Source organism: Dehalococcoidia bacterium (assembly GCA_035574915.1).
Lineage (GTDB): Bacteria > Chloroflexota > Dehalococcoidia > DSTF01 > WHTK01 > DATLYJ01.
In genome coordinates this window covers 1-24,390 of sequence record DATLYJ010000067.1, presented here as the reverse complement: position 1 = coordinate 24,390, position 24,390 = coordinate 1, and the positions used below count along the sequence as shown (strand labels likewise).

The window sequence follows — 24,390 nt, the reverse complement described above, 5'->3', positions numbered from 1 at the left end:
TGGTCGTAGGGGCCGCACGGGTAGTTCACCCACTCGCAGCCGCCGATGGTGATCACGGGGTCAGTGGGGTCGTAGAGGTAGGTCGCGGGCGGCTCGGCGCCGGGCTCCCTCGCGTCGAGGACGCCGCCGGCGTGCAGGTACAGGCGTTCGGGACGGGTGCGGCTCAGGGGCCATTCCTCCTCCGCCCGCCAGACGTTCTGGCCCATCACGAAGAGCAGCACCGGCGCCTCGTCCATGACGCCGTTCGCCGTGCCCTTGAGCCAGTGGTCGAACCAGCGCCGGCGCGTCTCGAACGGGTTCAGCTTCGAGACCTCCGGCGCGAAGTCAAGGTCGCCTACTGTCGAGCGCCCCCAGGTCACGTGCTGCCACGGCCCGACGATCAGCTTCTGGCCTCTTCGCGCCGCTTCGCTCTTCGCCTTCGCCCGCAGCCCGGCGAAGCTGTCAAGGGTCCCCTGCAGGAACGTGTCGTACCAGCCGGCCACGTGCAGCATCGGCAGGTCCATCGCCTCGTGCTGGGTGTGGAAGTCATAAGGCCGCCAGAAGGCTCCGTACTCGTCGTGGCGCATGAACTCGCCGAACCAGTCGTTGCCGAACACCCCTTCGATAACGTCGAAGCGGCCGGCCTGCCACTCGCGGTAGAACGGCTTTATGTCGAGCGCCTTCATCTGCTCCGGCGTCACCCATACCTGCTCCCGGGCGCGCTCGAGCGCCGCGCGCCGCCCCGGGTAGTGGCGCAGGTTGTCGAATGCCAGCAGCACTGCCCAGGCTACGTTGAACGAGAGGCGGAACGCCCCGCCCTGCCACCACCAGTAGTGATACACGCTCGCCGGCGCAAACTCGGGGTTCAGGGCCGCCAGGTGCGGCGGCGCCGAAGGCGCCACCAGGTACTGCACCGTCCCCACGTGCGATGCCCCCGTCTGCCCCACTTTGCCGTCGCACCACGGCTGCTTGGCTATCCACTCGACTGTGTCGTAACCGTCAGAGGGGTCGTCACGGAAGGGATAGAACTCCCCCTCCGAGTCGAAGCGCCCACGCACGTCCTGACGCACGAAGGCGTATCCCGCGTCTGCCCACTGCTTCTCCTGGAGCCGCTGCGCTGTCTTGTCGTACGGCGTACGGATCAGCACCACCGGCACGGGATGGTCTACCGCCGGCCTCATGATCGAGGCGGCAAGCCGCGTGCCGTCACGCATCGGGATCATGACCTGCTCTTCGAAGATATGTGGTTGCTGGCTCTCACTCATGGCCTGGAGCTTACACGCGCCCTTGCGCCCCGGTACAGACCAGGCACCCCAACGGAGAAGGGGCATCCCCGGGGATGCCCCTTCGATGGCATGCTCTGTCCTTAGGGCCGCGACGCGGCCATGGGGTCAGCCCTTAGCGGCTGCCTCGCAGCCTCGGGTCCCAGACGTCCCGCAGCGCATCGCCGACGATGTTGAAAGCGAACACCGTCAGTGTCAGCGCCAAGCCGGGCCAGATCGCCAGCCACGGGTAGGTCACGTATTCGCGCGACTTGTCGAGCATCTGCCCCCAGGTCGGGTATGGCGGCGGCAGGCCGAAGCCCAGGAACGCCAGCGCCGACTCCACCAGGATCGCGCCACCAATGCCGACGGTCGCGCTGATCAGGATGATGTGCACAATGTTGGGCAGGATATGGCGGGTGAGGATGCGGAAGTCGGAGGCCCCCAGCATCACCGCCGCCTCAACGTACTGGTTCTGCCGCACCGAGATCACGGTGCCCCGCACCAAGCGGGACGCTGCCGGCGCGCCGAGCACGCCGATCGCGATGATTAGCACGATCGTCCGCTGCGTCTGGTCACCGGTCCCGAACACCGAAGCGAGGAAGATCAAGGCCAGCAACCCCGGCAACGCCTGCCAGATGTCGACTATGCGCTGGAAGAGAAAGTCGAACTTACCGCCGTAGTAGCCGCTCACGATTCCCATCGCGGCTGCCAGGGTCTGCGAGATCGCCACCGCCCCGAAGCCGATTGTGATCGACACACGGGAGCCGTAAAAGATGCGAGAGAAAAGGTCCCGGCCGTTCTGGTCCGTGCCGAAGATGTGCTTCGCGGACGGGCCCTGCTTGTTTTCGCTCAGCACCTGGTGGTCGTACCGATAACCCGTGATGTCGTCCGCCAGGCCCAGGTAGGTCAGGATCGCCGCCGAGACCATGATGGCAATGACGAACATCCCGAAAGCGCCCAGCGGCTTCCGCCTGACGAAGTTCCACAGGCCGCGGAACCAGCTTCCCCGCGCCCGCAGCTCGCCGACCTGCTCGAGTGCCTCCCGTCGTAGGACCGCCTCGCTAGCCATAGCGCCCCCTCAGTCCAGTCATGAGTACTTCACTCGCGGGTCGAGGTAGGCATAGGACAGGTCCACCAGCAAGTTCGACACCACGATCACCGTCGCGATGATCAGCGTCAGCGACTGCACTATCGGGAAGTCCCGCCTCGCCGCGGCGTCCAGGAAGTATTGGCCGATGCCGGGGATGATGAAGATGCGCTCCAGGATGACGCTGCCGGCCACCAGCACCGTCATCTGCAGCCCGATGATCGTGACCACGGGGATGAGGGCGTTTTTCGCCGCGTGGCGCAGTAGCACCGCCATCTCGGTCAGGCCCTTCGCCCTCGCCGTGCGGATATAGTCCTGTCTGAGCACCTCCAGCATTTGCGTCCGCATCAGGCGGATCTTCGTGCCCGCCAGCCCCAGGCCCAGGATGATGACCGGTGTCATCATGATGTACAGGTTGCTGCCGATGTCCTGCCAAGGCGGCTCATAGCGGGCCGGCGGCGCCCACTGGAAGTACCTGGACCCCACGATGAGCACGATCAGTGCTAACCAGAAGCTGGGGACAGCCAGCAACAGCACCGACACGCCTCGCGTCGCGTAGTCAAGCCAGCGGTCCTGATAGACGGCCGAGATCACACCGATGGGTATGCCGATCGCGATCGAGAAAGCAAGCGCCAGCGCGCCGAGCTCTACGCTCACCGGCACACGCGACTTCAGCTCCTGCGCCACGGGGCGCCCGCTGAAGTAGGAGGCGCCGAGGTCCCCAGTCAGGATGTTGCCGAGCCAGGTGATGTACTGCTCGGGCAGCGAGCTATCCAGGCCGAACTCCTTGCGCAGCTTCGCCTTTAGTGCCGGGTCCTGGTACCCGGCGGAGTCATTGAGGATCAGGTCAACCGTGTCCTGGGGCGTAAACCTCGTGAGAAGGAACACGATAAGCGTCAACCCGATTAGCGTCGGGATCATTAACAGCAGCCGGCGCGCCACGTACTTTTGCACTCAGCCCTCCTGATAGTCGTTTAGTGCCGGCGCCCGCAGTTGATGCGAGCGCCGGCACACGCTTATCAGACCTGGCCGCGCTTAGGCGCGGTCGAGCCAGTACCGCGGGTAGGATTCCACGGAGGTGCCATAAGCCGCGGTGCGGAACGAGCCGAAGTTGCGCACGTACGGGGCGAAGAGCGTAAAGCTGCCCCAGCGCCCGACCACCGTCGGCACGTAGTACATCTTGTCGGAGACCTTGCGCTGGATGTCGTGGATGATCGCCTGGCGCTTGTTCTGGTCGGTCTCCACCTCCTGCTTCAGCACCAGGGCGTCGATCTCCGGGTCGTTCACCCGGCTCTTGTTCTGGTCGCCCTTGGAGTGGACCAGGCGGTACATGTACTCGCCCACCGTGGCGAACGGCGTGTTGTAACCGTAGGCCACGTGCTCGTAGTTGAACTTCGTGTAGACCTCGGGGAAGTACTTGCTCGTGTAGTCTTCGCTCTTGAAGTCGTACTTGAAGCCAACGGCGCTGAGCATGGGCAGGTGCGCCTCGGTCTGGTTGTCGAACGTCGTGCCGTAGATCGTGTTCGTGGTGTTGATCGTGAAGGTCTGGCCTGTGTAGCCCGCAGCCGAGACGAGTTTCTTCGCCTCCTCCACGCTGTACTTGTACCACTGGCCCGCAGCGCCGATGTCCTTGCCCTTCGGGTCCAGCCACCAGAACATGCCGCCGTCGCCCCAGGGCACACAGGCGTTGTTCCAGCCCGTCGGGATGTCGAAGCCCTGCGACTTCAGCTTCGACACCTCACCGAACACTTCGATGATGCCGTCGCGGTCGATGGCCATCGATAGCGCCCGTCGCAGCCGCTCGTCCCGGAAGGGGTTATTCGGGTTGTCGAGCTTGAAGTAGAACATGCTCAGCAGCCAGCCTGGCGGCACGCCCAGCTTCTGCGCGTCCGCCTTCTGGCGCGTGACGTCCGCGAGGTCCGGGTTCCGCACGGCGAAGGCCATGATGTTGCCGGCGATGAATTGCGCCTGCTGCTGCGCGTAGTCCGGCATGTTCACGTGGGTGTGGCCATCGAGGATCGGCAGCGACACCTCACCTGTGCTGATCCGCGCCTTCTCGTACCAGTTCGGGTGGCGCTTGAAGTTGATCTCGACGGAAGGCGTCTGGCTGTCGAGGATCCACGGGCCTGTCCCGATCACGCCTTCCACCTTCTGCGTGTCGAGTTCTCCCGTCGCGCCCTGCTTGGACATGATCCAGAAAAGCGCCGATGAAGCCATCAGCTCCTGGAAGGGCGCGTACTGCTTCTTCAGCTTGAAGACAACAGTGCTGTTGTCCGGCGTTTCCATCTTGTCGACGATGTCGACCAGGATCGCCTTGTTGCCGTTGCGCTCCAGGAAGTAGTCGTAGCTCGCCTTCACGTCCTCGGCGGTCAGGTCCCGGCCGTTGACGCTGGCTGGCCCCTTGGGGTGGAACTTCATGCCCTTGCGGAGCTTGAAGGTCCACTGCGTCGCGTCCGCGTTCACCTCGAAGCTCTCGGCCGCGTCGCCGGTGGTCTTGCTCAACGGGGTGATGTCGGGGCCGGTCTGGAACTTGAGGAGGCGGCTGTATACTCGCGCGCCCACCTCCTGCGCCGTGAAGCTCGTGCTCCGGTTCGGGTCGAGGTTTACAGGGTCAGCGGTCTGGATGATCCTGTAGACGCCCCCGGCCTTCGCTTGCGCCGTCGTGTCCTGAGGCTTGTCCGTCGTAGCCTGGCCGCCGCCACCACCTCCACCATCGCCGCCACCGCCGCAGCCGATCACGCTCAGCGCTGCGGCGCCTGCTCCTACCGTGGCAGCCCCGGCGATAGCCCGTCGCCGGCTCAACCTGGAGAGCATAACCCTGGACCAGTAACCGTTTTCGCTCATGCTCCTGTGCAGTCTCCTTTCGGCGCCCCGCTCCCGCGGTTTGCCCAGATTCTCCCAACTTCGATACGAGCAAACCATGAGCGCCGGATTCAGACAATCTATAACTTGATTGCCTGAAGCCGAAGCCTGTGGCGAATTTACGCGGAAAAGCTGCCGAAGGCAACATGCATGCGCCGTGGCCCGACCGAACGGCTTTGCCGCTGGCGCGCTCCGACGGCCCGCGCGCGGCCTAGCGGCTGCCCCGCAGTCGCGGGTCCCACACGTCCCGCAGGGCGTCTCCGAACAGGTTGAACGAGAACACCGCAAGGCCGATTGCCAGCCCCGGGAAGATTGCCAGGCCCGGCGCGGCGCGCATGAACTCGCGCCCGTCCAGGCTCAGCATCTGACCCCATGATGGGAATGGCGGCGGCACTCCGAACCCCAGGAAGCTCAGCGTCGCCTCCAGCAGCACCACCGAGCCCAGCCGGAACGTCGCCGCGAGGATGATCAGCGCCATCACGTTCGGCAAGACATAGCGCGTCATGATCCGCCAGTCCCCAGCGCCAATCGTCCTCGCCGCCTCCACGTACGGGCTCGCCATGACTGACAGCACCTGGCTGCGGATGATGCGCGACCCCGGCACCCCGACCACAATGCCTATCACGACGATGAGCTCGAGCCAACCGCGGCCGAAGACCCCGAAGACCGTGATCAACACGGCCAGACCCGGCAGCGACTGAAAGATGTCCACGACGCGCTGGCCGATCTTGTCCACCCACCCCATGTAATAGCCGCTCACGATGGCGATGCTCGCCGATAGGACCACGCTGATCGCGACGGCCCCAAAGCCGATCACCACTGTGACGCGTGAGCCGTAAATGATCCGGCTCAGGACGTCGCGCCCCTGGTTATCCGTGCCCAGCACATGCCCTTCGCCCAGTATCGTTGGCTGCAGCCTGTGCCCGTGCCGTATGTGCTCCACTCCCTGCGTGTAGGGGTAGGGCGCTACCAGGTCGGCAACGTACGGGATGGGGTCACTCTCGAGCCCCGCAAGGCGCAGCGCATTGTTGATCGTGAACGTGAACAGGTCGCCGATGATCACCAGGACCAGGAGCACTATCCCGCAGGCGAAGCCCAGTGGCTTGCGCCGGGCGAAGCTCCAGACGCCTGCCAGCGCGCGGACCGGGAGCGCCCGCTCCCGGACCCTCTCGTAACCCTCTAGCTCCCAACCGGCGACGCTTGTTACCGCCATATCCGCTCCCTTTTAGGTGAACCGGATCCGCGGGTCGAGCATCGCGTAGCTGATGTCGACCAGGATCACGGCAATGATGAGCATCAAGGCAAATATCAGGTTCACGGCCTGGATCACCGGATAGTCCAGCACTATCACCGCCGCCAGGAGGTAGCGCCCCATGCCCGGCAGCAGGAAGATGTTCTCGAATATGACAGTGCCGGCGATCAGCAGTGGCAGCGTCAGCCCGATGACGGTCACCACCGGCAGCAGGCTGTTGCGCAGGGCGTGCCTGTAAAACACGCTGTTCGGGCTAAGCCCCTTCGCGTGCGCCGTGCGCACGTAGTCTTGCCGCAGCACCTCGAGCATCTGCGTGCGCACCAGCCGGATGAGCCCCCCTGCCGGCGTCAGGCCGATGATCAGCGCCGGCGCCGCCATGATCGAAAGGTGCTGTATAGGGTCCTCCCACAGCTGCTGATAGTGCAGCGGGGGCACCCAGCCAAACCAAAGGTTCCCGAACGTGATCACCAGCACCGCTACCCAGAACGAAGGCACGGAGTCGACGAGTATCGCGGCGGACCGCAGCCCGTAGTCCGGCCAGCGGTCCTGCTTGATCGCCGCGAACATGCCCGTCGGCACCGCGATCAGCAGCGCCATGATCAGCCCCCACAGGCCCAGTTCCACACTTACCGGGATGCGCGCTGCCAGCTCGTCCGTCACGGCGTACCCGCTGTGCAGAGACTTGCCCATGTCCCCGCGCAGCATGTTGCCCACCCAGGTCAGGTACTGCTGCGGGATGCTCGAGCTCAGGCCCAGCTCTTTCTCGATGTTCGCCCGCAGCTGCGGGTCCGTGCGTCCGTATTCCCCCAGGATTATGTCGACTACGCTCGCCGGCAAGAACAGCCGCAGTCCCACGAACACCAGGACCGTGATGCCCACGAGCGTAGGCAGCGACAGCAAGAGGCGCTGCATCACGTACTTCTGCATGCTTTACCTTTCTCGCGGATCGCCTTGCGCCCGTAATACTGGCCGTGCCCGCGTCATCCTCTGACGGCGGGCACGGCCTGCTCTTCTCGGCGCTCTACGCTTTATCCGGACCCCAACGGCGGCTTCGAGCTGTCGATCCACAGGTCGAGTAGCGACTCGACCCACCAGACGCCCGTCGCCGGCAGCGTCGACCAGATGCCCCAGTTGGCCAGCACCGGCCAGATCAGGCTGAAGGACTGCACGGACGTTGGGTACGGGCCGCCGGGCACGTAGTACATCTTGTTGATGATGTACTTCTGGTGCTCGTGCAGCAGCGCCGTCAGCTTGTTGTCATCGAACTCCAGCTTCATCTTCTCGATGAGGCTGTTGACCTGCGGGTCGCCCTTCTCCGGGCTCAACCCGTTCGGTGACATGCCGTGGAACCGCGGTCCGTCCACGTGGTCCGTGGCGAACAGCTGCGAGACGATCGTCGGATACGTGCGGTCGAGGAGCGTGATGAAGCCGCTGTACGTCTTGTCTCGCCCGGTGGGGCTGTACGCGTAGTAGTAGTTCGGCGTCAGGTACTCCGTCGTGTACAGCTTCGGGGTCGGCTTCGTCTTGATGCCGCCTTCGTTCACCATCTGGATGACAAGCTCAGCGTTCTTCAGGTACTGGGCGCCATAGAAGGACTCGCCCATGTAGATGCCCTGGACCTCCTGGCCCCGATAGCCTGCCGCGTCCATGAGCTTCTTGGCTTCCGCCGGGTTGTACTTGAAGTACTGGCTCAGCCCGGGCATTTGCTTCTCGTCCTGCGGGTTCAGCCAGTAGTCCGCGTAGCCGACGGGCACCGTGTTGTGGTAGCGGACTTCCATGGGCAGGCCTATGTTGCGGAACTGGCTCACGTTCCAGCGGAAGTCGGCTTCCACCTCGCGGTCGATCAGCATCGCCAGCGCCTTCCGCATGCGCTCGTCGCGGAACGGCGACCCCTCCGCGTAGCCGAACGTCATCTTGTGCGGGTCCGTCGAGAAGCCCGTTGCCTGGCGCAGCAGCGTCTGCGGCACGTCCTTCTTGGTCTGGATCATGTCCGTCTGGTTCGGAGCCCCGAGCCAGGTGCTGCTGTACACGTTGCCAGCGCGGAACTGCGCCAGCCCCTGCGCGTACTCCTTGATGATGGGCACTTCCACCTTCTCGGGATGCACGCGGTTCGCCAGGTACCAGTTCGGGTTCTTCACCCAGACGTAGCGGTTGTCCCGCTCGTAGTTCTCCAGCATCCAGGGGCCGTAGCCGCGCACCTCTCCCTTGGGGTCGAACTTGTTTTCCGCCTCCCGCGGGTTCACGAAGAAGAGGCTGCCGGCCGCGAACAGCGGGATAATCGACGAGTCCGGCTGCTTCATCTTGAAGATGACGGTGCGGCTGTCCGGCGTGGAGATCGACTCCACGGGCGCACTCTTGTTGCTCTCCGAGTAGACCAGGTCAGCCTTCAGGGGGCTCAGGGACGCGAATTTGTCCCACGACCACTTCACGTCCTCCGCGTCGATCGGACGGCTGCTCGTGGGTGCGCGCGGGTCCCACTTGGCCCCCTGGCGCAGCTTGAAAGTCACCTGCAGCTTGTCGCCGCTGACCTCGAACGACTCCGCCAGGTCGGGCTCCGTATCGGCCGTCGGCGGGCTGGGGTACTTCGCCGACTTGAACTTCATCATCCTCGGGTAGGCGTAGTACCCGATGTAGTACTGCGTGCTGAACGACGACGTCGTCAGCATGTCGAACGTCGTCAGGTCCGTCTGCAGGGCAATCTTGTGGACGCCGCCGTCCTTGGCCTTGGTCTCCTGCGGATAGCTCAGGAGGCCGCTCGTATCCTGCGGTCCTTTCGCTCCCTTCTCATCGCCGCCTCCGCCACAGCCCACCAGGCTGAGGGCGGCTGTCGCAAGCCCTAGACCGGCTGCGCCCCCGAGCGCGCGTCGCCGGCTGAGGCGAGATGCGCTCATTTTCTGCCAGTAGTTCTCGGCCATTCCCGTGGTTGCTCCTTTCGATCTGCTCCCGAGCATTTCCCGTGGTGCCCTACTTTACGAGCGCAGGCGAACGATAAATCGAGATTGCCTATCTCACGCTCAATCTCCTCAATGACAAAACTGGACAGAATGTATCGGCATTTCGGGGAGTTGACAAGACCGAAGGGCTTAGCCTGCCTGGCGGCCGCCGGTGACCGGGTCGTAGCTCTTCGAGACGAACCGCCCCAGAGCCTCGCCCGAGATGCTCACGGTGCTGCCGATGATTGCCTCCAGCGCCAGGGCGTCGTCGATCGGCCGCCCAAGGCCGCGCAGAACCGATTCCGTATCACCCGTGAGGCCCGACTGCGGCACCTCCGCCATGATGGACGCCAGCTCGCGCGCTCGCTCCATGAGCTTGTCGTCGGGCACGACTTCCTGGATCAGGCCCATCCGGTGCGCCTCGCGCGCGTCGATCCGCCGTCCGGTCTGGATCAGATACAGGGCGTTGGACAGCCCCACGACCTGCGGCAGCCGGTATGTCCCGCCGTCAACCAGCGGCACGGCCCAGCGCCGGTTCAGGACGCCGTACTCCGAGCTCTCCGCCCCGATCGCGAAGTGACAGGTGAGCATGACCTCCAGCCCGCCCGCGAAGCAGTAGCCGTTGACGGCCGCCATCATCGGCTTGTAGATATTCGTGCGCCGCGTGAACTTCGGGTTCGTGAAGAAGCTCCGGCGCCGGCTTTCCCCAGATGCCGGCGCCGCGATCTGGGTCTGCCCGCCTTCCCTTATCCGGCCCTCGATCGCCTTCAGGTCCGCGCCGGCACAGAATGCGCGGCCCCGCCCGGTAAGGATCATCACCCGCGCCGACTCGTCCTCCGCGAAGCGCGTCGCCGCCTCGCCCAGGGCCTGAAACAGCCCGCCACCGAAGTTGTTCATCACCTCTGGCCGGTTCAGCGTCACCGTGACGATCGGCCCATCCTGCTCGTACAGTACGGGCGGTTCGGTGGTCATGTGTCTTCTCCTGCAATGACTTTTCGCTCGATCAGCGCGGCGATCTCCTGCTCGCTGAGCCCGGCCTCGCGCGCCACCTCCCGGGTGTGCTCTCCAACGCCCGGCGCCGTCGTCGCCAGCTCTATTGGCGTGGCGCTGAAGCGCTGGGGGTTGCCTGTCATGCGCGTGCGTCCCAAGCGAGGGTGATCGATCTCGACGATGTAGTTGTTAGCGATCACCTGCGGGTCCCGGGCGACCTGCGAGTAGTTCTGCGCCGGCGCACAGCGCACTCCCAGGCGCAGCAGCGTTTCATAGAGCCACTGTGTCGGATGGCAGCGGAACGCCTGCCGCAACTCGGCGATGACCTCCCGCCAGAGGCGCGCGCGCTCCGCCGCCTCCAGGCCCGCGAAGCGCCGCAGCCCCTCCGCCCCGAGCTCGCTGGCAAGCGCTTCGAGCATTCCGGGGTCAAGGCCGCTGAGGACAATGTGCCCGTCCGCGGTCTCGTACACGCCCCACACGCCCCGCGCGAAGAGGTGGTGGCCCCGTCCGCCGGGCGCCGGCTCCTCACCGGTCACCAGGTAGTGCGTCAGCTCCCAGCCCTGTGCCGTCACCATTGCGCCGAGCATCGAGGTCTGGACCTTCTGTCCCTCGCCCGTCCGCATTCGCCACACCAGAGCCGAGAGGAGCCCGATCGCCAGCTGCATGGCGGCGCTGAAGTCCGTGATGATGTAGCCGGCCGGCGTTGGATAATCGTCCCCGGTCACGGACATCGCCCCCGAGCGCGCCTGTCCGAGGATATCGACGCTCTCCAATTCGGCGTCCGGGCCAAGTGGCCCGTAGCCGCTGCACTCGGCGTAGATTATGTCCGGCTTCAGTGCCCGGAAGTCCTCGTAACCCAGGCCCAGGCGCTCTATCGCGCCGACTCTGAAGTTGTGCACCACGGCATCGCAGGACGCACCGAGGCGCAGCGCGAGGTCCCGGCCCTCCGCCTGCTTGAGGTCGATCACGATCGAGCGTTTCCCGCGGTTCTGTGGCAGAAAGAAGGCGCTCTCGCCTGACGGAAGCCGGCTCAGCCTCCGCCCCACCTCGCCGCCGTGCGGCTCGACCTTGATGACCGCCGCTCCCAGGTCGCAAAGGTAACCCGTGGCCTCGCCGCCGGCCGTGAGGGTTGTGAAATCCAGGATGCGTACACCGGCTAGCGGCCCGGCCACGCTGCCTCCTCCTCCCGAGTGGGCCAAAGGCTATGCCGCCCCCGCGACGCTGTCAACGAATTCGCGGTCGCATTTCGCGGCGCCTACAATGCGGCAATCCTTCTGGCTGGAGGTCGCGAGTGGCTGTAACCCCCTTTCGCATCGAAGTGCCCGACGCTGTCCTGGACGACCTGAGGGAGCGGCTGCAGCGCACCCGCTGGCCTGATCAGATACCCGGCTCGGCCTGGGACTACGGCACCGACCGAGACTACTTGAGGGAGCTCGTCTCGTACTGGATAGACGGGTTCGACTGGCGCGCCCAGGAGGCTAAGCTCAACCAGTTGCCCCAGTACCTGGCGGAGGTCGACGGGGTCCGCATCCATTTCGTGCACGCGCGCGGCAACGGCCCGCGCCCGATGCCCCTGCTCCTCACCCACGGCTGGCCCGGCAGCTTCTACGAAATGCACAAAGTCATCGGCCCGCTGAGCGACCCCGCAGCCCACGGCGCCAACCCCGACGACGCCTTCGACGTCGTCGTGCCTTCCCTGCCCGGCTACGGTTTCTCCGGCCCGACCACTGAACGCGGGTTCGGGCCGGCGCGCATGGCGCAGCTGCTGCTCCGCCTCATGACAGGCGAACTGGGCTATGCGCGCTTTGCCGCCCAGGGTGGCGACTGGGGCTCCATCATCACAACCACCATGGCGCGCCTCTTCCCGGAGTCCCTTGCCGGCATCCACCTGAACATGCTCAGCGGGCGCCTCGCGCCAGCGGACCCGGAGTCGGAGGAGGAGAAGCTACTCGCGGAGCGGGCCGCGCGCTTCGCCCAGGAGGAGACCGGCTACCAGCGGATCCAGGGCACGAAGCCGCAGACCCTTGCTTACGCCCTCAACGACTCGCCGGCGGGCCTCGCCGCCTGGATCGTGGAAAAATGGCGCGCCTGGAGCGACTGCGGCGGTGACGTCGAGCGCAGGTTCACTAAGGACGAGATCCTCACGAACATCACCATCTACTGGGTGACCGGCACCATCAATTCCTCGATGCGCCTCTACTACGAAGCCGCGCACGCCGCATCCGGCGCCGGCCCGGCCGTCCCTACCGGCAGAGTCGAAGTCCCAACCGCGGTCGCCGACTTCCCTGCCGAGATCTATCGCGCCAGCCGCCGCCAGGCGGAGGCGGCCTTCAATCTCCAGCGTTGGACGCCCATGCCCCGCGGGGGCCACTTCGCAGCGATGGAAGAGCCCGGCCTCCTCGTCGAGGACATCCGCGAATTCTTCCGCCCGCTTCGCCGCTAGGGCAGGACCACCGGGAGAAAGGACTCCGACCGGAAGGCACCGCGGCGCTACACTTCGGGAGACCTCTGTCCGGGCCGTCTTGTCCTCCGCCCGCTCCTCTATTCCTCCGCGCGCTGGCGCCTCGACTCCGGAGGTGTGAAACTTGACCAGCCCCGCGGCTGTTGGCGCCCGCAAGCCCTAAAGGAGTCCACCGTGCCCCCGGTCCGCATCGAAAACCGCGCCCAGCTCATCTACCTCCTGACCGAAGCGGCGGAGCTCGAGCACGCCATCATGTGCTGCTACCTCTTCGCCAACTTCACCCTCAAGAACGACACCAGTGAGGGCATCACTCCTGCTCAGCTTTCGAGCATCCGCAACTGGCGCCAGCTGATTCGAGAGGTCGCCGTCCAGGAGATGGTCCATCTCGGCTCCGTCTGCAACCTTCTCACCGCCATCGGTGGCGCGCCCCAGTTGCGCCGGCCGAACCTTCCGACCCGCCCGAAGGCTTACGGCTCCACGTTTCAGCTTGCCCTCGCGCCTTTCGGCATGGACACCCTGAAGCAGTTCATCGAAATCGAATTGCCCATGAGCCTCCTGCCGCCCGAGGCTCCGGATGACTCCGACCCGCTCGCCATCCGCGGCCTTTCTGACGTCTTCTCGAGCGAGCGCGAATACTCGACCCAGGGCACGCTGTACCGCGGCATCGAGGACGGCTTTCAGTACCTGGCGCAAAAGTACGGCGAGGATCGGCTGTTCATTGGCCGTCCCCAGGCCCAGACGGCAGACGGCTTCTTCCGCCTCCCCGGCCTCATCCCGGTGCACGACCTCGATTCAGCCCTGGCTGCCATCAACGTCATCGTCGAGCAGGGCGAGGGCGCGAGCGTCGACTCCGTGGACTCCCATTACCACAAGTTCAAGCAGATCTACGACGAATACGAGGCGATCCTTCTGGAGCAGCCTGACTTCCAGCCTGCCCGGCCGGTGCTCCCGAATCCGTACGCCATGCCTCCCAGCGACCTCGCCGGGAGCCCCGACATCAACATCCTGGACCACCCCATGTCCAAGGACGTCTGCAACCTCTTCGACGGCTGCTACGAGCTCATGGTCCAGATCCTCGGCCGCCTCTTCGTGCACGCCGAGGAGACCGAGGAGCAGCTGCAGGACCTCTCGCGCACATCGGTGCGCATGATGTTGGAGGTACTCGAGCCGCTCGGCAGCACGATCACGCTATTGCCCGCCGGCCCGTCATACCCGGGCATGAACGCGGGCCCGGGCTTTCGTCTCAGCCGCGGCGCCGTGATCCCCACCAGCACGGCGACCGCGAGGCTGGTCTTCAACGAAAGGCTCACCGAGCTGGCGAGTTACGCCGGCCTCCTCGCGTCCGAGAAGGGCGCGCCGCCCGTCCTCCGCCCGGTTGCTGCTACCCTGTCCGACCTGGCCGGCACCTTCGCGACAACGTAGTCCGCTGCTGCGCGGGCCGACTGCTCGCGCTGCCAGGGTCGCGCCGGCCGCCCTACTCGACGATGCGTTCGTTCGTCTTTGCCAGGCGCTGCGCAAGCACCTGCAGCATCTTCAGCGCCATCTCCGGCTCCCGCCGCACCTGGTGCATGAAGACCCAGCGGTCCATACCCAGGCACTCCGTGTCCTCGAGCGCCCGCACCGATGCCGTGCGCGGCCACTCGCCGAGCAGCGCCATCTCGCCGAAGGGCTCGCCCGGGCCCAGCACGGCCACCACTTCCGGCCGGCCTGCCGGGATCCCCTTCACGACCTCGACGCGGCCCGAAAGCACGACGTACAGGCCGTTTCCCGTGCGCCCCTCCTCGACGATCATCGCCCCCGTCTTGAACGAACGGCGGAAGGTGAATGCGCGCAGGTTTTCCAGGGCCTCGCGGCCCAACCCGGAGAACATGGGCACTCTGGAAAGGGCGTCGAGCACGGCGCCGGGGTCCTGGGCGGCCTTCGCCGGAGCCGCGGCGACGCTGGCCGCTGGCCTGGGGGCCGCGGCGGCCGCGGCGGCTGCGGGCTCAGCCTGCGCCGCCGGCTCTTCGTAGACCACCTCCTCGAGCCGCAGCTCGCCATCGACCACTTCGACGGTGTAGGTCGTGAGAGGCATCCACGCTGGCCCCCGCACCACGACGCCGCTCGTCATGTCGAACTGGCTTCCGTGACACGCGCAGGCGATCACGTTGCCGCTCGTCGGCCCTTCCGATAGCTGACAGCCCATGTGAGTGCAGATGTCGCTGAACGCGTAGAGCTTGCCCTCGATGTTGGCGACGGCCACCTGCTTGCCGTCGACACTGAAGGACTTCACCTGCCCCGGCCCGATGTCGGACGCCTTGCCAACCGCTGTCGCCATACTCTGCCACCCCCGGTCAATCTCGGCTCATTGTCCTGTCACCGAGCCCTACCGTCCAACGGGCCTGACCCGGCGACCACCCTGAGCCCCACCGCGCCATCGACACCAGGCGCTCGCGGTGCGCGGTCGAGGCGCATCTCGATGTGGCTGGCAGCAACCTTTGCAGCGTCAGACCTTCGTCCAGGCCTTCGGGCAACCGGGGCAGAGTAGGAGAAAGCGGCCTCAGGCGCCCCGTATCATCGCCGCGAGGCGCGCCGCCGCCTCCTCGTACGGCACGAGCTCGACATCAGCCGAATTGCGCCGCTTGACCTCTACGGCGCCCCTTTCCAGGCTCCGCGGGCTTATCGTCGCGCGCAGCGGCATCCCGAGCAGGTCTGCGTCGTTGAACTTCACGCCCGGAGACTCCGGCCGGTCGTCGAACAGCGTCTCGATGCCCGCGGCGCGCAGCGCGTCGTACAGCGCCCGCGCCTTGCCAGCGACATCTTCCCGGTCCAGGCCCAGGCCGACGAGGTGCACCTGGTACGGCGCGACCGAGGCCGGCCAGACGATGCCTTTTTCGTCCCTGTTCGCCTCCACGATGCATTGCAGGAGCCGCGAGGTGCCGATCCCGTAGCAGCCCATGACGGCAAGCTGGCTCTGGCCTTCGGCATCCAGGTATCGCGCGCCCATCTTCTCGCTGTACACCGTCATGAGCTTGAAGATGTGGCCCATCTCGATCCCGCGCCGCTCTTCGAGGCCCGTCCCGCACCTGGGGCAAGGGTCGCCTGCCCGGGCCAGCGCGATGTCCGTGACGATCGCGGCCTGCCAGTCCCGGCCGTAGTTCACGTTTCGATAATGCACGTCCGGCTTGTTCGCGCCCGCGACCAGGTTCGGCGATTCCAGCACGGAGTCGTCCGCGACAACGCGCATGTTCTTCAGGCCTACAGGCGACGCCGAACCGGCGACGAGGCCGTACTCCCGCACCTCGTCGTCGCCCAGGAGCCGCAGGTCCTTCGCCTTGAGCGCATTCTTTAGCTTGATCTCGTTCACCTCGAGGTCGCCGCGGATCGCCACGAACACCGGCTCCCGGTCCGCGGAGTAGAACACCGCCTTCAGGGTCTTCCAGTGCGGGACCTCCAGGAACCGCACCAGGTCGTCGATGGTCTTCTGGCCCGGGGTCGCCACTTCTTCCAGCGGGCGCGGCTCATCCGGCGGCAACTGGAACTTCTTGTGGTCGGCCTTCTCGCTGTTCGCGGCGTAGCCGCATCCGGGGCAGAGGAGGATCGTGTCCTCTCCGATCTCCGTCAGGAGCATGAACTCCTGGCTGTCCTTGCCGCCGATAGCCCCTGAGTCCGCCTGCACCGGGATCGCCGGCACGCCGCAGCGCTCGAAGACGCGTGTATACGCCTCGAACATCGCCTGGTAGGAGCGGTCAAGTCCTTCGACGTCAGCGTCGAAGCTGTACAGGTCCATCATGCCGAACTCGCGGCCCCGCACCAGGCCCATGCGCGGCCGCGGCTCGTCCCGGAACTTCGTCTGGATCTGGTACAGGAGCTGCGGTAGCTCTCGGTAGCTCTGGACGTTGCGCCGGAACAGGTCCACCACGACTTCCTCGTGGGTCGGGCCGAGGGCGAGACGGCGTTCGCGGCGGTCCGTGAGCGTGAACAAGGTCTCGCCCATCGCCTCTCTGCGGCCGCTCTCCTCCCAGAGGTCGATTGGCTGCATGGCCGGCATGAGTATCTCCTGCCCGCCGGCAGCGTCCATCTCCTCCCGCACGATCTGCTCGACCTTGCGCAGCGCCCGGTAGCCCAGCGGGAGGTAGCTGTAGATGCCGGCCGCGAGCTGCTCGATGAGGCGCGCGCGTAGCATGAGCCGGTGCGACTCGTGCTCGGCGTCCCCGGGCACCTCCCGCAGTGTGCGGCCAAAAAGGCGGGACATCAGCATCAGGGCTCGATCCTGTGCACGCCGGATATGCTGTCGACGTCGGTATCCAAGCTGACGACTTCACCCCCATCGCGCTCGCAGAGAGCCGCCTGGTACGTACTACGTCTCACAAATTGTAAGACCTCTCGCTAAGGGACCACTCCTTTGTCCCGCAGGAACTCCGGCGCCCGCGCCACCATGTCGTCCGGCTGACGCTGGTCGATCTCCAGCACCCGCAGCGCCGTCTTCGGCAGTCCCGCCGCGATGTAGGACCAGTCGACGTCTCCCGCCCCGGGCGCGCGGTGGTCCCCGATGCCGTCGACGTCGTGCAGGTGTGTCCCGATCGTACGCGGCGTCAGGCGCGGGAACCAGGCGTGCCGGTCGATCAGCCCGAGCCGGTGCTGCACCTCCGCGTGTCCCACGTCGTGCCAGTAGCCCGCGACGTCGTTGGTGTAGTCGGCGAGGAGCGCCTCTGCCTCGTCCGGGTCCGGGAACTCGTGGTAGTGGTAGCGGTTCTCGAGGCCGAGAGCGATGCCGTACCGCGAGGCATGCTCCGTCAGCTCCTTCAGCGACCGGCGCGCCGCTTCGAAATGCCGCTCCTGGTCCGCCCTGCGGTGCCGGCGGCATTGTTCACGCAGCGCCTCGACCTCCTCGCCCTCCCGCACTCCGGCGTCGTACAACCGCCGCAGTTGCCGCTCCCACTCGGTCATGGACGGCCCGACGCCGCCCAGGTGCACGACGACGAAGCGCAGGCCGGCCTTCGCCGCGTAGTCAATCGTCCTGATGTGGTGCTCCACCGCCACGCGGCGTGCGTCCTCGTCCGGGTCCGCCAGGTTGGCGTCGCCGTTCCAGCGTCCGTCCGCCAGCCTCGTGCGGGGCGTGGGCGCGTGCAGGCTCGACAGCGGGATCGGCCCGTCCCGCATCAGTTGCTCGAGCCGGGGCGCGTCCGTCGAATGGCTCACCTCGATGGCTGTGTAGCCGAACGCCGCCGCCGCCTTCCGGAACGCCTCGATGTCCTCGAAGCGGTCCTGCTGCGCCCACATTGTGGAAAGAGAGATCACTCCCATACCGGCCCCTTCAATCCCTACGGAGACGTATGTGACGGTACGAGTCTAGCCTCAGCGCCCCCTCCGGTCATCGCGCCGCGCCGTCCATCACCTGCGCCGCTATACTTCCCCCCAAACAGCACCCCCTCTCCGCCGGCGGAGAGGGGCCGGGGGGTTAGGCTTGGACTTCGACGGCAAGGTAGCGGTTATAACGGGCGCGGCCAGCGGCATCGGCCGCGGCATGGCGGAGCACGCCGCCCGCGAGGGCATGAAGGTCGTGCTCGCCGACGTCGAGCAGAAGGCGCTGGACGCCGCCGTCCTGGAGATGCGCCGCCAGGAGTTCGACGTCATCGGCGTGCTCACGGACGTCTCGAAGCCGGAGTCAGTCCAGGCCCTCGCCGACAAGGCCTTCGAGGCCTACGGCAAGGTCCACTTGCTGCACAACAACGCCGGCGTCAGTGGCGGCGGCCCGGGCCTCATCTGGGAACAGAGCCTCAAGACCTGGCAGTGGGTCTTCGGCGTCAACTTCTGGGGCGTCGTCCACGGCCTGCAAGCCTTCATGCCCCGGATCATCGCCCAGGACGAAGAGGCGCACGTCGTGAACACGGCCTCGATCATGGGCCTCACGCCCGGCGGCGGCATTTACGGCGCCACCAAGCACGCCGTCGTCAACCTCTCGGAGACCCTCTACACCCAGCTGCGGCAGATGAACGCGAAGGTAGGCGTGTCCGTCCTCTGCCCCGGCCACGTCCCCACCCGCATCACCTCCTCCGTCCGCAACCGCCCTGACGAGCTCTGGGACGATGGTCCCCGCCCGAGCGAGCAGGAGCTCGCGCAGCGCGACGCCTTCTGGGCCGAACGAGGCCTCGCCTCCCTCACCCCTGCCCAGGTGGCCGAAAAGGTGTTCGCCGCCATCCGGGCCGACGACTTCTACATCCTCCCTCACGAGAGCGATGCCGGCGTCCGCCGCCGCTTCGAAGCCATCCTCAGCCGCAAGGGCCCTGAGCCCCTGGGCGCCGCGCTGGAAGGGATCCTGCGCCCCACAAGTTGAGCCCGCGTCTCCGGGTTGGCGGCTGGGACTGATGCCTGAGCGCGTTTCAGTCAGGCTGGCCGGAACTTCACCAGCGTCCACTCCGGCGTAACGTCGTCGAAGACGGCGACCACGGGCATGTCCACCTTCGCCTCCGCCGGGGCGATGTCGACGAGGTTCGAGATCATGCGCGGCCCCTCGTCCAGTTGCACCATGGCGTAGATGTAGGGCACGTCGTCCAGGAAGGCCGCGTTCGCCGGCTGGTGGATCACCGTGAAGGAATAGAGCCGCCCGCGCCCGCTGACCTGCTGCCAGTCGATGTCGGACTGCAGGCAGTAAGGACAGACCTCGCGGGGGTAGAAGAACAGCTTGTCGCAGCGGCGGCAGCGCGGCATCACCAACTCGTGGCGCTTCGCGGCCTCCCAGAAGGGCTTGCTGGCCGGCCAGTGGGCCGGGTTGGGCAGCGGCTTCCTGTACTCGGTGGTCATGGCCTGCCTTGCGTCTCTGCTTCCCTAGAGTGTGTTCTCGGACCCGAGAACCAGCGAGCACATCTCGCTCGCTATCCCCCCTCAGCCGTTGACAAGGCAGAGGTCGTTCTTGACCACCTGCCTTTCGCCGGCGCGGCCCATGATCTGACGCGCCGCCTCGATGACGTGGCGGAAGCCTCCGGCCAGCCCCGGCTGGCCGCACGAGATCTGCCCCCCGTCCGTGTTGATTGGAAACGTCCCCTTGTACGTGGTGTCCGTCGACTCGTAGAAGGGCCCGACCTCGCCCTTAGGCGCCAGGCCGGCGTCCTCGACCGTCATTGCGATCAAGATCGTGTAGCAGTCGTAGAACTGCGCGAACTGGATGTCGCGCGGCCCGTAGCCTGCCATCTGGTACGCGCGCCGAGCGGAGACCCTGGCCGGCGTGGTCGTGATCTTGTCCGTCTCCCAGATCTGGGCGTTCGCCTGCTCCAGGCCGGCGCCGAGGATATAGACCGGCTTGTTCGGCGCCGAGCGCGCCCGGTCGGCGCTGGTGATCACGCACGCCGCTGCTCCCGCCGCCGGCATCACGCACTCCAGGAGGTGCAGCGGCTCGTTGACGTAGCGCGAGTTCAGGACATCATCGATGGTGATCGGCACTCCCTGGAAGGCCGAGTTGGGGTTCTTGAGCGCGTTGAAGCGTTGGTCGACCGCGAGCTTCGCCATCTGCTCCGGCGTCGTCCCGTACTCGTACATGTGGCGCCGGTACATCAGGGCATAGCCGGTCCCCGCGCCCTGCGCCGGCCCGAACGGCTGCTCGAACTCCGCGCCCACGCTCCCGGCTCCGCCACCTCCCGGCGGCCGCGAGCCCGGCGCCCGCTCCGGCCGGTCGTCTCGCGCCGAGCCCATCACGATGAGGGCGTAGTTACAGAGGCCCGCGTTCACTGCCGCCGCGGCAGTCGTTACGGCTGTCGTCGAGCTGGCGCCCTGCATGGAGACGCCGACGGAGTATGTCGGCCGGATCTGCAGGTAGTCAGCCATCGAAGCCGGCGTCGTGTTGCCGCCCTCGACCACCAGCCCGTCGATGTCCCCCTTCGACAGCCCTGCGTCGGCGATCGCGATCCGCGCAACCTCCGCGCAGAGGCCGTACATCGACCGCCCCGGATAGGTGCGGCGCGTCGGCAACTCGCCGATGCCGATAATGGCCGTCTGGCCCCTCATCCTGACTCCCCGGGCAAGGTGGCCGGATGATATCACGCCAGGGACTCGATTAGGAGCGCGAGGAGCGCGACCTCCTGCAGGTCCCAACGCGCAGGGTTGAGCCAGGTGGCACGCGGACCTGATTGACGGACCAACTCAGGGCGTCCTGGCGCGCGATGCTGCAGCGGAGAAAGACCGGCATCGCTGCCTGAGCACGGAATCGTCAGCGCGGGCGCGTCATGTCCTTTTCTCTGCAACCCGGGCTCAACCCGCTACCTTCCTGCCCGTCGCAGCGCCCCTCGCACCGCCGCCTCCACCGTCTCCGGCCGCTCCTCCTCGTCGACCTCGCGCAGGATCCGCTCCGCCTCCGTGCGCGTGTACCCGAGACCCTGGAGGGCCTCCGCGGCGTCCTTGAGGACGTCCCGGGCCGCGGCGGCCACTCCCGCCCTCGCCCCGGGCACCTCGCCCTCGCCGGCGAGGAGCGCCTCCTCCGTCACCTTGCCCCGCAGCTGCGCCACGATCGTGTCCGCCGTGCGCCGCCCGATCCCCGGCAGCTTGCTCAACGCGACGGTGTCGCCGTTCTCGATCCAGCGGGCGATGGTACCTACGCTCGTCACCAGTGCTTTCGTCGCCGTCGTGGGACCCACATTCGGGACCGTGACCAGCTTCTTGAAGAACTCGCGCTCGACCTCGCGCAGGAAACCGAGAAGCCGCGGTATCGGCGCGTTCGCGGTCACGAAGTAGAAGGTCTCGAGTTCAAGCGGTTCGCCCGGCTCTACCCCGTCGATCTCTTCCCAGGCGAAAGCTGGCAACTCGACCTCGTACCATACGCCGCCCACGTCCAGCTCGATGCTCGACGCCGCCTTGTTCTTGCGCGCCAGGACGCCGCGAAGGTGCGAGATCATCTCGAAGAGGCCGGGCAGCTGAAGGTGGATGCGTCTTTCACGGTCAGACCTCGCGCCCGGCCGCGAGCGCCGCCATGCGCCTGCTCGCGAGGTGGGCGAGGGCGACCGCCAGCGCGTCCGCGGCATCCGCCGGTTTAGGGTCGCCAGGCAGCCGCAGCAGCATGCGCACCATGGACTGCACCTGGCGCTTGTCACCCTGCCCGTACCCGGACACGGCGCTCTTTATCGATGCCGGCGGGTAGAACGCCACCTCGAGCCCGGCGCGCGCGGCCGCAAGCACCGCCGCGGCGCGCGCCTGTCCGATGGCCAGCGCCGACGCCGGCGCCAGCGCGCCAACGAACTGCTCCTCGACCGCCACTTCCTCCGGCTCGTGCTCCGCGATCAGCGCCGCGACCGCGTCATACAGGTGCAGAAGACGCTTGCCGATTGGCTCCCTGGGGCGCGGCCGGATCGTCCCGCAAGCGATGTACGTAGGGGCCGGCCCGCCCCGCACCAGGCCCCAGCCGCACACATTGAGTCCCGGGTCTATGCCGAGGACCAGCGGGTGCGCGGATGCCGCCGCACTCGACCTGCGGTCCTCCTGCCCAGGGGCGACGGCGGAGACAGCGTCAGGCTGTGAAGCCGGCAAGGACGTTGTCCGGGAAGTCCGCGTTGGAGTACACCTTCTGGACGTCGTCGAGCTCCTCCAGGCGCTCCAGCAGGCGCAACGTGGAGATTGCGTCCTTTTCCTCCAGGCGCACCGTGGTCGAAGGCACGCGGGCGATCTCGGAGGAAGCGACGGCGACCCCGCCTTCCTCGAGTGCCCGGCGGACAGACTCGAGCTCCTCGGGCTTCGTGTATATGGAGAGCACGTCCTCCTCTACCTCGAAGTCCTCGGCGCCCGCGTCCACGGCCATCAGCGCCACCTCGTCAGCGTCGGTCCCGCCGCCGAGGTTCACCGTGATAACGCCGCGCGTCTGGAAGACCCAGGCGACCGACCCCGTCTCGCCGAGGTTGCCGCCGGCGCGGTTGAAGACGTTGCGCACCTCGCCGACCGTCCGGTTGCGGTTGTCCGTCATCGCCTCCACCAGGACTGCTGCACCGCCGGGGGCGTAGCCCTCGTACACGACCTCCTCGAGCTGGCTGGCGTCGCTCGGCCCGACGGCTTTCGCGATCGCCCGCTCGATGATCTCGTTGGGCATGTTGTTCTCGCGCGCCTTCTGGACGGCCAGCCGCAGCCTCGGGTTGGTGTCCGGCTCGGGACCGCCGCCCTGGCGCACGGCCATGGTTATCTCGCGCCCCAGCTTCGTGAACAGCGCCCCGCGTCGCGCGTCCGCGACTCCCTTCTGGCGTTTGATCTGCTTCCACTTGGAGTGTCCGGCCATAACCTACCTTCGCCATGAGTGACGACTATTCGGCGCCGCTGCGTGCCCATTTTAGCACCCGTGTTCGCACGCGCCCGCGCTCGGGGCTGGCACGGTTACGTCTGCAGCTCCCCGAGAAGTTACTCGCCGAAGATCTTTGCGGCCTGCGACTGCAGTTCCGGGAGGATGGCCTTGTGCGTGAGGTCATGGTGCAGCGGCGTGATCGACACATACCGCTGCAGGAGCGCCCAGACGTCCGTGCCCTCGTCCGCCGCGGCCGGGTCCACCACCAGGCGGCGCCGCACGCGCCCGGCGTCGTCCACCTCTTCGATCAGCCGCTGATAATGTGACGTCGCCATGCGCGTGAACATGAAGCCCGCCAGTTCGCCCAGGGGCACGCTGGGGATGTTTACGTTGAGCAGCGGCTCCGCCGGCAGCCGTCCTGCCGCCGCGAGCATGGCCAACCGGCGCACGACGGCGCCGGCCGTCTCCCAGGCCGCGCGTTCGTCGCCGCGTTCCAGCGAGATCGCAAGCGAGACGAGCCCGCGGTAGTGCCCCTGGAGGGCGGCGCCGAGGGTCCCGGACGCCAGTACCCCGCGGCCCAGGTTTGCTCCCGTGTTCACGCCCGCTGAGACCACACCGATCCGGCCTTCCGCCAGCCGCCGCAGCCCTGTCGTCACGCAGTCCGATGGCGTGCCATCGACGCAGTACGCCCGCACGCCCGCGACCCGCGGCTCCACCTCCCTGATCTCCAGCTCGCGGCGATAGGTAAAGGAAGTGCCGGCCCCCGACTGCTCGTGCGCGGGAGCTACGACAAGCACGTCGGCGACCGTGGCCCAGGCTTCCGCCTGGCACCAGAGCCCCGGCGCTTCGATGCCGTCGTCGTTCGTCACCAGGACACGCAGGCGCTCTTCGCTCATGCGGAGAGTCTACACGGAACGGCGCTTGCGTTTGAGGGCGCTCAGCGGCCAAATGCGGCTGCCCTTGGGGGGCACCTCACCCTTGTCCGGACGGCCGCGCAGAGCGAAACGAGCGCCCTAGAACAGCATCGTCTCGGGGCCGAAAGCCTCCAGGCGCGCCTTCACGGAGGCCAGGAACGCGCCCGCCTGGGCGCCATCCGCCACCCGATGGTCGAAGGACATGCAGAGGTTCGCGACATGCCGGATCGCAATCGCGTCCTCGCGGACCACCGGCCGCGGGACGATCGCCTCGATGGTCATGATCGCCGCCTGCGGCGGGTTAATCAGGGGCACGCTCATCACGGAGCCGAAGGCGCCGGTGTTGTCGACCGTGAAGGTGCCGCCTTCTACGTCCTCGATCCGCAGCTTCCGCGACCGCGCCCGCTCGGCGAGGT

The 24,390-nt window shown here is 66.7% G+C and carries 22 protein-coding genes; 3 read left to right on the top strand and 19 right to left on the bottom strand.

Annotated elements, in window-relative coordinates; translation table 11 throughout:
• From VNN10_06390 to VNN10_06350, 9 genes are all read right to left on the bottom strand, one after another.
• A partial coding sequence (locus tag VNN10_06390; protein HXH21639.1) for a CocE/NonD family hydrolase occupies positions 1 to 1,244 on the bottom strand: 1,244 nt, incomplete at its 3' end.
• Positions 1,245 to 1,377: 133 nt separating this feature from the next.
• Positions 1,378 to 2,313, bottom strand: coding sequence for an ABC transporter permease (locus VNN10_06385; protein HXH21638.1), 936 nt, complete (start codon positions 2,311 to 2,313; stop codon positions 1,378 to 1,380).
• Positions 2,314 to 2,331: 18 nt separating this feature from the next.
• The gene (locus VNN10_06380) at positions 2,332 to 3,285 is read right to left on the bottom strand and encodes an ABC transporter permease (GenBank protein HXH21637.1); all 954 of its coding nucleotides are present in this window, start codon (positions 3,283 to 3,285) and stop codon (positions 2,332 to 2,334) included.
• Positions 3,286 to 3,366: 81 nt separating this feature from the next.
• Positions 3,367 to 5,175, bottom strand: a complete 1,809-nt coding sequence (locus tag VNN10_06375) for an ABC transporter substrate-binding protein (protein HXH21636.1) — start codon at positions 5,173 to 5,175, stop codon at positions 3,367 to 3,369.
• A gap of 229 nt (positions 5,176 to 5,404) precedes the next feature.
• Entirely contained in the window at positions 5,405 to 6,406 is a 1,002-nt protein-coding gene (locus VNN10_06370) for an ABC transporter permease (GenBank protein ID HXH21635.1), read from the bottom strand.
• Positions 6,407 to 6,418: 12 nt separating this feature from the next.
• Positions 6,419 to 7,372: an ABC transporter permease gene (locus VNN10_06365; protein ID HXH21634.1), complete on the bottom strand. Its 954-nt coding sequence runs from the start codon at positions 7,370 to 7,372 to the stop codon at positions 6,419 to 6,421.
• A 101-nt stretch (positions 7,373 to 7,473) separates the two neighbouring features.
• Positions 7,474 to 9,360 carry an ABC transporter substrate-binding protein gene (locus VNN10_06360; GenBank protein HXH21633.1) on the bottom strand — a complete coding sequence of 629 codons (1,887 nt, stop codon included), beginning with the start codon at positions 9,358 to 9,360 and terminating at the stop codon, positions 7,474 to 7,476.
• 168 nt (positions 9,361 to 9,528) lie between these two features.
• Positions 9,529 to 10,350 carry an enoyl-CoA hydratase-related protein gene (locus tag VNN10_06355; protein HXH21632.1) on the bottom strand — a complete coding sequence of 274 codons (822 nt, stop codon included), beginning with the start codon at positions 10,348 to 10,350 and terminating at the stop codon, positions 9,529 to 9,531.
• On the bottom strand, positions 10,347 to 11,540 hold the full coding sequence (locus tag VNN10_06350; protein ID HXH21631.1) for a CoA transferase: 1,194 nt from the start codon (positions 11,538 to 11,540) through the stop codon (positions 10,347 to 10,349). The genes VNN10_06355 and VNN10_06350 overlap by 4 nt, the downstream gene beginning before the upstream one ends.
• A gap of 119 nt (positions 11,541 to 11,659) precedes the next feature.
• On the opposite strand from VNN10_06350, the gene VNN10_06345 reads away from it, so the two are divergent.
• Entirely contained in the window at positions 11,660 to 12,811 is a 1,152-nt protein-coding gene (locus VNN10_06345; GenBank protein ID HXH21630.1) for an epoxide hydrolase, read from the top strand.
• A 192-nt stretch (positions 12,812 to 13,003) separates the two neighbouring features.
• On the top strand, positions 13,004 to 14,251 hold the full coding sequence (locus tag VNN10_06340; GenBank protein HXH21629.1) for a ferritin-like protein: 1,248 nt from the start codon (positions 13,004 to 13,006) through the stop codon (positions 14,249 to 14,251).
• A gap of 52 nt (positions 14,252 to 14,303) precedes the next feature.
• On the opposite strand, the gene VNN10_06335 is transcribed toward VNN10_06340, so the two are convergent.
• The 3 genes from VNN10_06335 to VNN10_06325 form a co-directional block, all read right to left on the bottom strand.
• Positions 14,304 to 15,146, bottom strand: coding sequence for a cyclic nucleotide-binding domain-containing protein (locus VNN10_06335; GenBank protein HXH21628.1), 843 nt, complete (start codon positions 15,144 to 15,146; stop codon positions 14,304 to 14,306).
• A gap of 222 nt (positions 15,147 to 15,368) precedes the next feature.
• Positions 15,369 to 17,069 carry a proline--tRNA ligase gene (locus VNN10_06330; GenBank protein HXH21627.1) on the bottom strand — a complete coding sequence of 567 codons (1,701 nt, stop codon included), beginning with the start codon at positions 17,067 to 17,069 and terminating at the stop codon, positions 15,369 to 15,371.
• A 128-nt stretch (positions 17,070 to 17,197) separates the two neighbouring features.
• The gene (locus VNN10_06325; protein ID HXH21626.1) at positions 17,198 to 18,115 is read right to left on the bottom strand and encodes a sugar phosphate isomerase/epimerase; all 918 of its coding nucleotides are present in this window, start codon (positions 18,113 to 18,115) and stop codon (positions 17,198 to 17,200) included.
• A 160-nt stretch (positions 18,116 to 18,275) separates the two neighbouring features.
• On the opposite strand from VNN10_06325, the gene VNN10_06320 reads away from it, so the two are divergent.
• On the top strand, positions 18,276 to 19,145 hold the full coding sequence (locus tag VNN10_06320; protein HXH21625.1) for an SDR family NAD(P)-dependent oxidoreductase: 870 nt from the start codon (positions 18,276 to 18,278) through the stop codon (positions 19,143 to 19,145).
• A 50-nt stretch (positions 19,146 to 19,195) separates the two neighbouring features.
• Here VNN10_06320 and VNN10_06315 read toward each other — a convergent pair whose 3' ends face one another.
• The 7 genes from VNN10_06315 to VNN10_06285 form a co-directional block, all read right to left on the bottom strand.
• Positions 19,196 to 19,612, bottom strand: coding sequence for a Zn-ribbon domain-containing OB-fold protein (locus tag VNN10_06315; GenBank protein HXH21624.1), 417 nt, complete (start codon positions 19,610 to 19,612; stop codon positions 19,196 to 19,198).
• Between the two features lie 81 nt (positions 19,613 to 19,693).
• Positions 19,694 to 20,809, bottom strand: coding sequence for a thiolase family protein (locus tag VNN10_06310; protein ID HXH21623.1), 1,116 nt, complete (start codon positions 20,807 to 20,809; stop codon positions 19,694 to 19,696).
• A 251-nt stretch (positions 20,810 to 21,060) separates the two neighbouring features.
• Positions 21,061 to 21,693 (bottom strand): Holliday junction branch migration protein RuvA, encoded by a 633-nt coding sequence (gene ruvA / locus VNN10_06305; protein ID HXH21622.1) that lies wholly within the window; start codon positions 21,691 to 21,693, stop codon positions 21,061 to 21,063.
• 43 nt (positions 21,694 to 21,736) lie between these two features.
• Positions 21,737 to 22,321, bottom strand: coding sequence for a crossover junction endodeoxyribonuclease RuvC (gene ruvC / locus VNN10_06300; GenBank protein ID HXH21621.1), 585 nt, complete (start codon positions 22,319 to 22,321; stop codon positions 21,737 to 21,739).
• The gene (locus VNN10_06295) at positions 22,302 to 23,057 is read right to left on the bottom strand and encodes a YebC/PmpR family DNA-binding transcriptional regulator (GenBank protein HXH21620.1); all 756 of its coding nucleotides are present in this window, start codon (positions 23,055 to 23,057) and stop codon (positions 22,302 to 22,304) included. Before VNN10_06295 ends, ruvC begins: the two co-directional genes overlap by 20 nt.
• A 119-nt stretch (positions 23,058 to 23,176) precedes the next feature.
• Positions 23,177 to 23,956 carry a 5'/3'-nucleotidase SurE gene (surE, locus tag VNN10_06290; protein ID HXH21619.1) on the bottom strand — a complete coding sequence of 260 codons (780 nt, stop codon included), beginning with the start codon at positions 23,954 to 23,956 and terminating at the stop codon, positions 23,177 to 23,179.
• A gap of 117 nt (positions 23,957 to 24,073) precedes the next feature.
• The coding region (locus tag VNN10_06285) for a 2-oxo acid dehydrogenase subunit E2 (protein ID HXH21618.1) at positions 24,074 to 24,390 on the bottom strand (317 nt) is incomplete at its 5' end.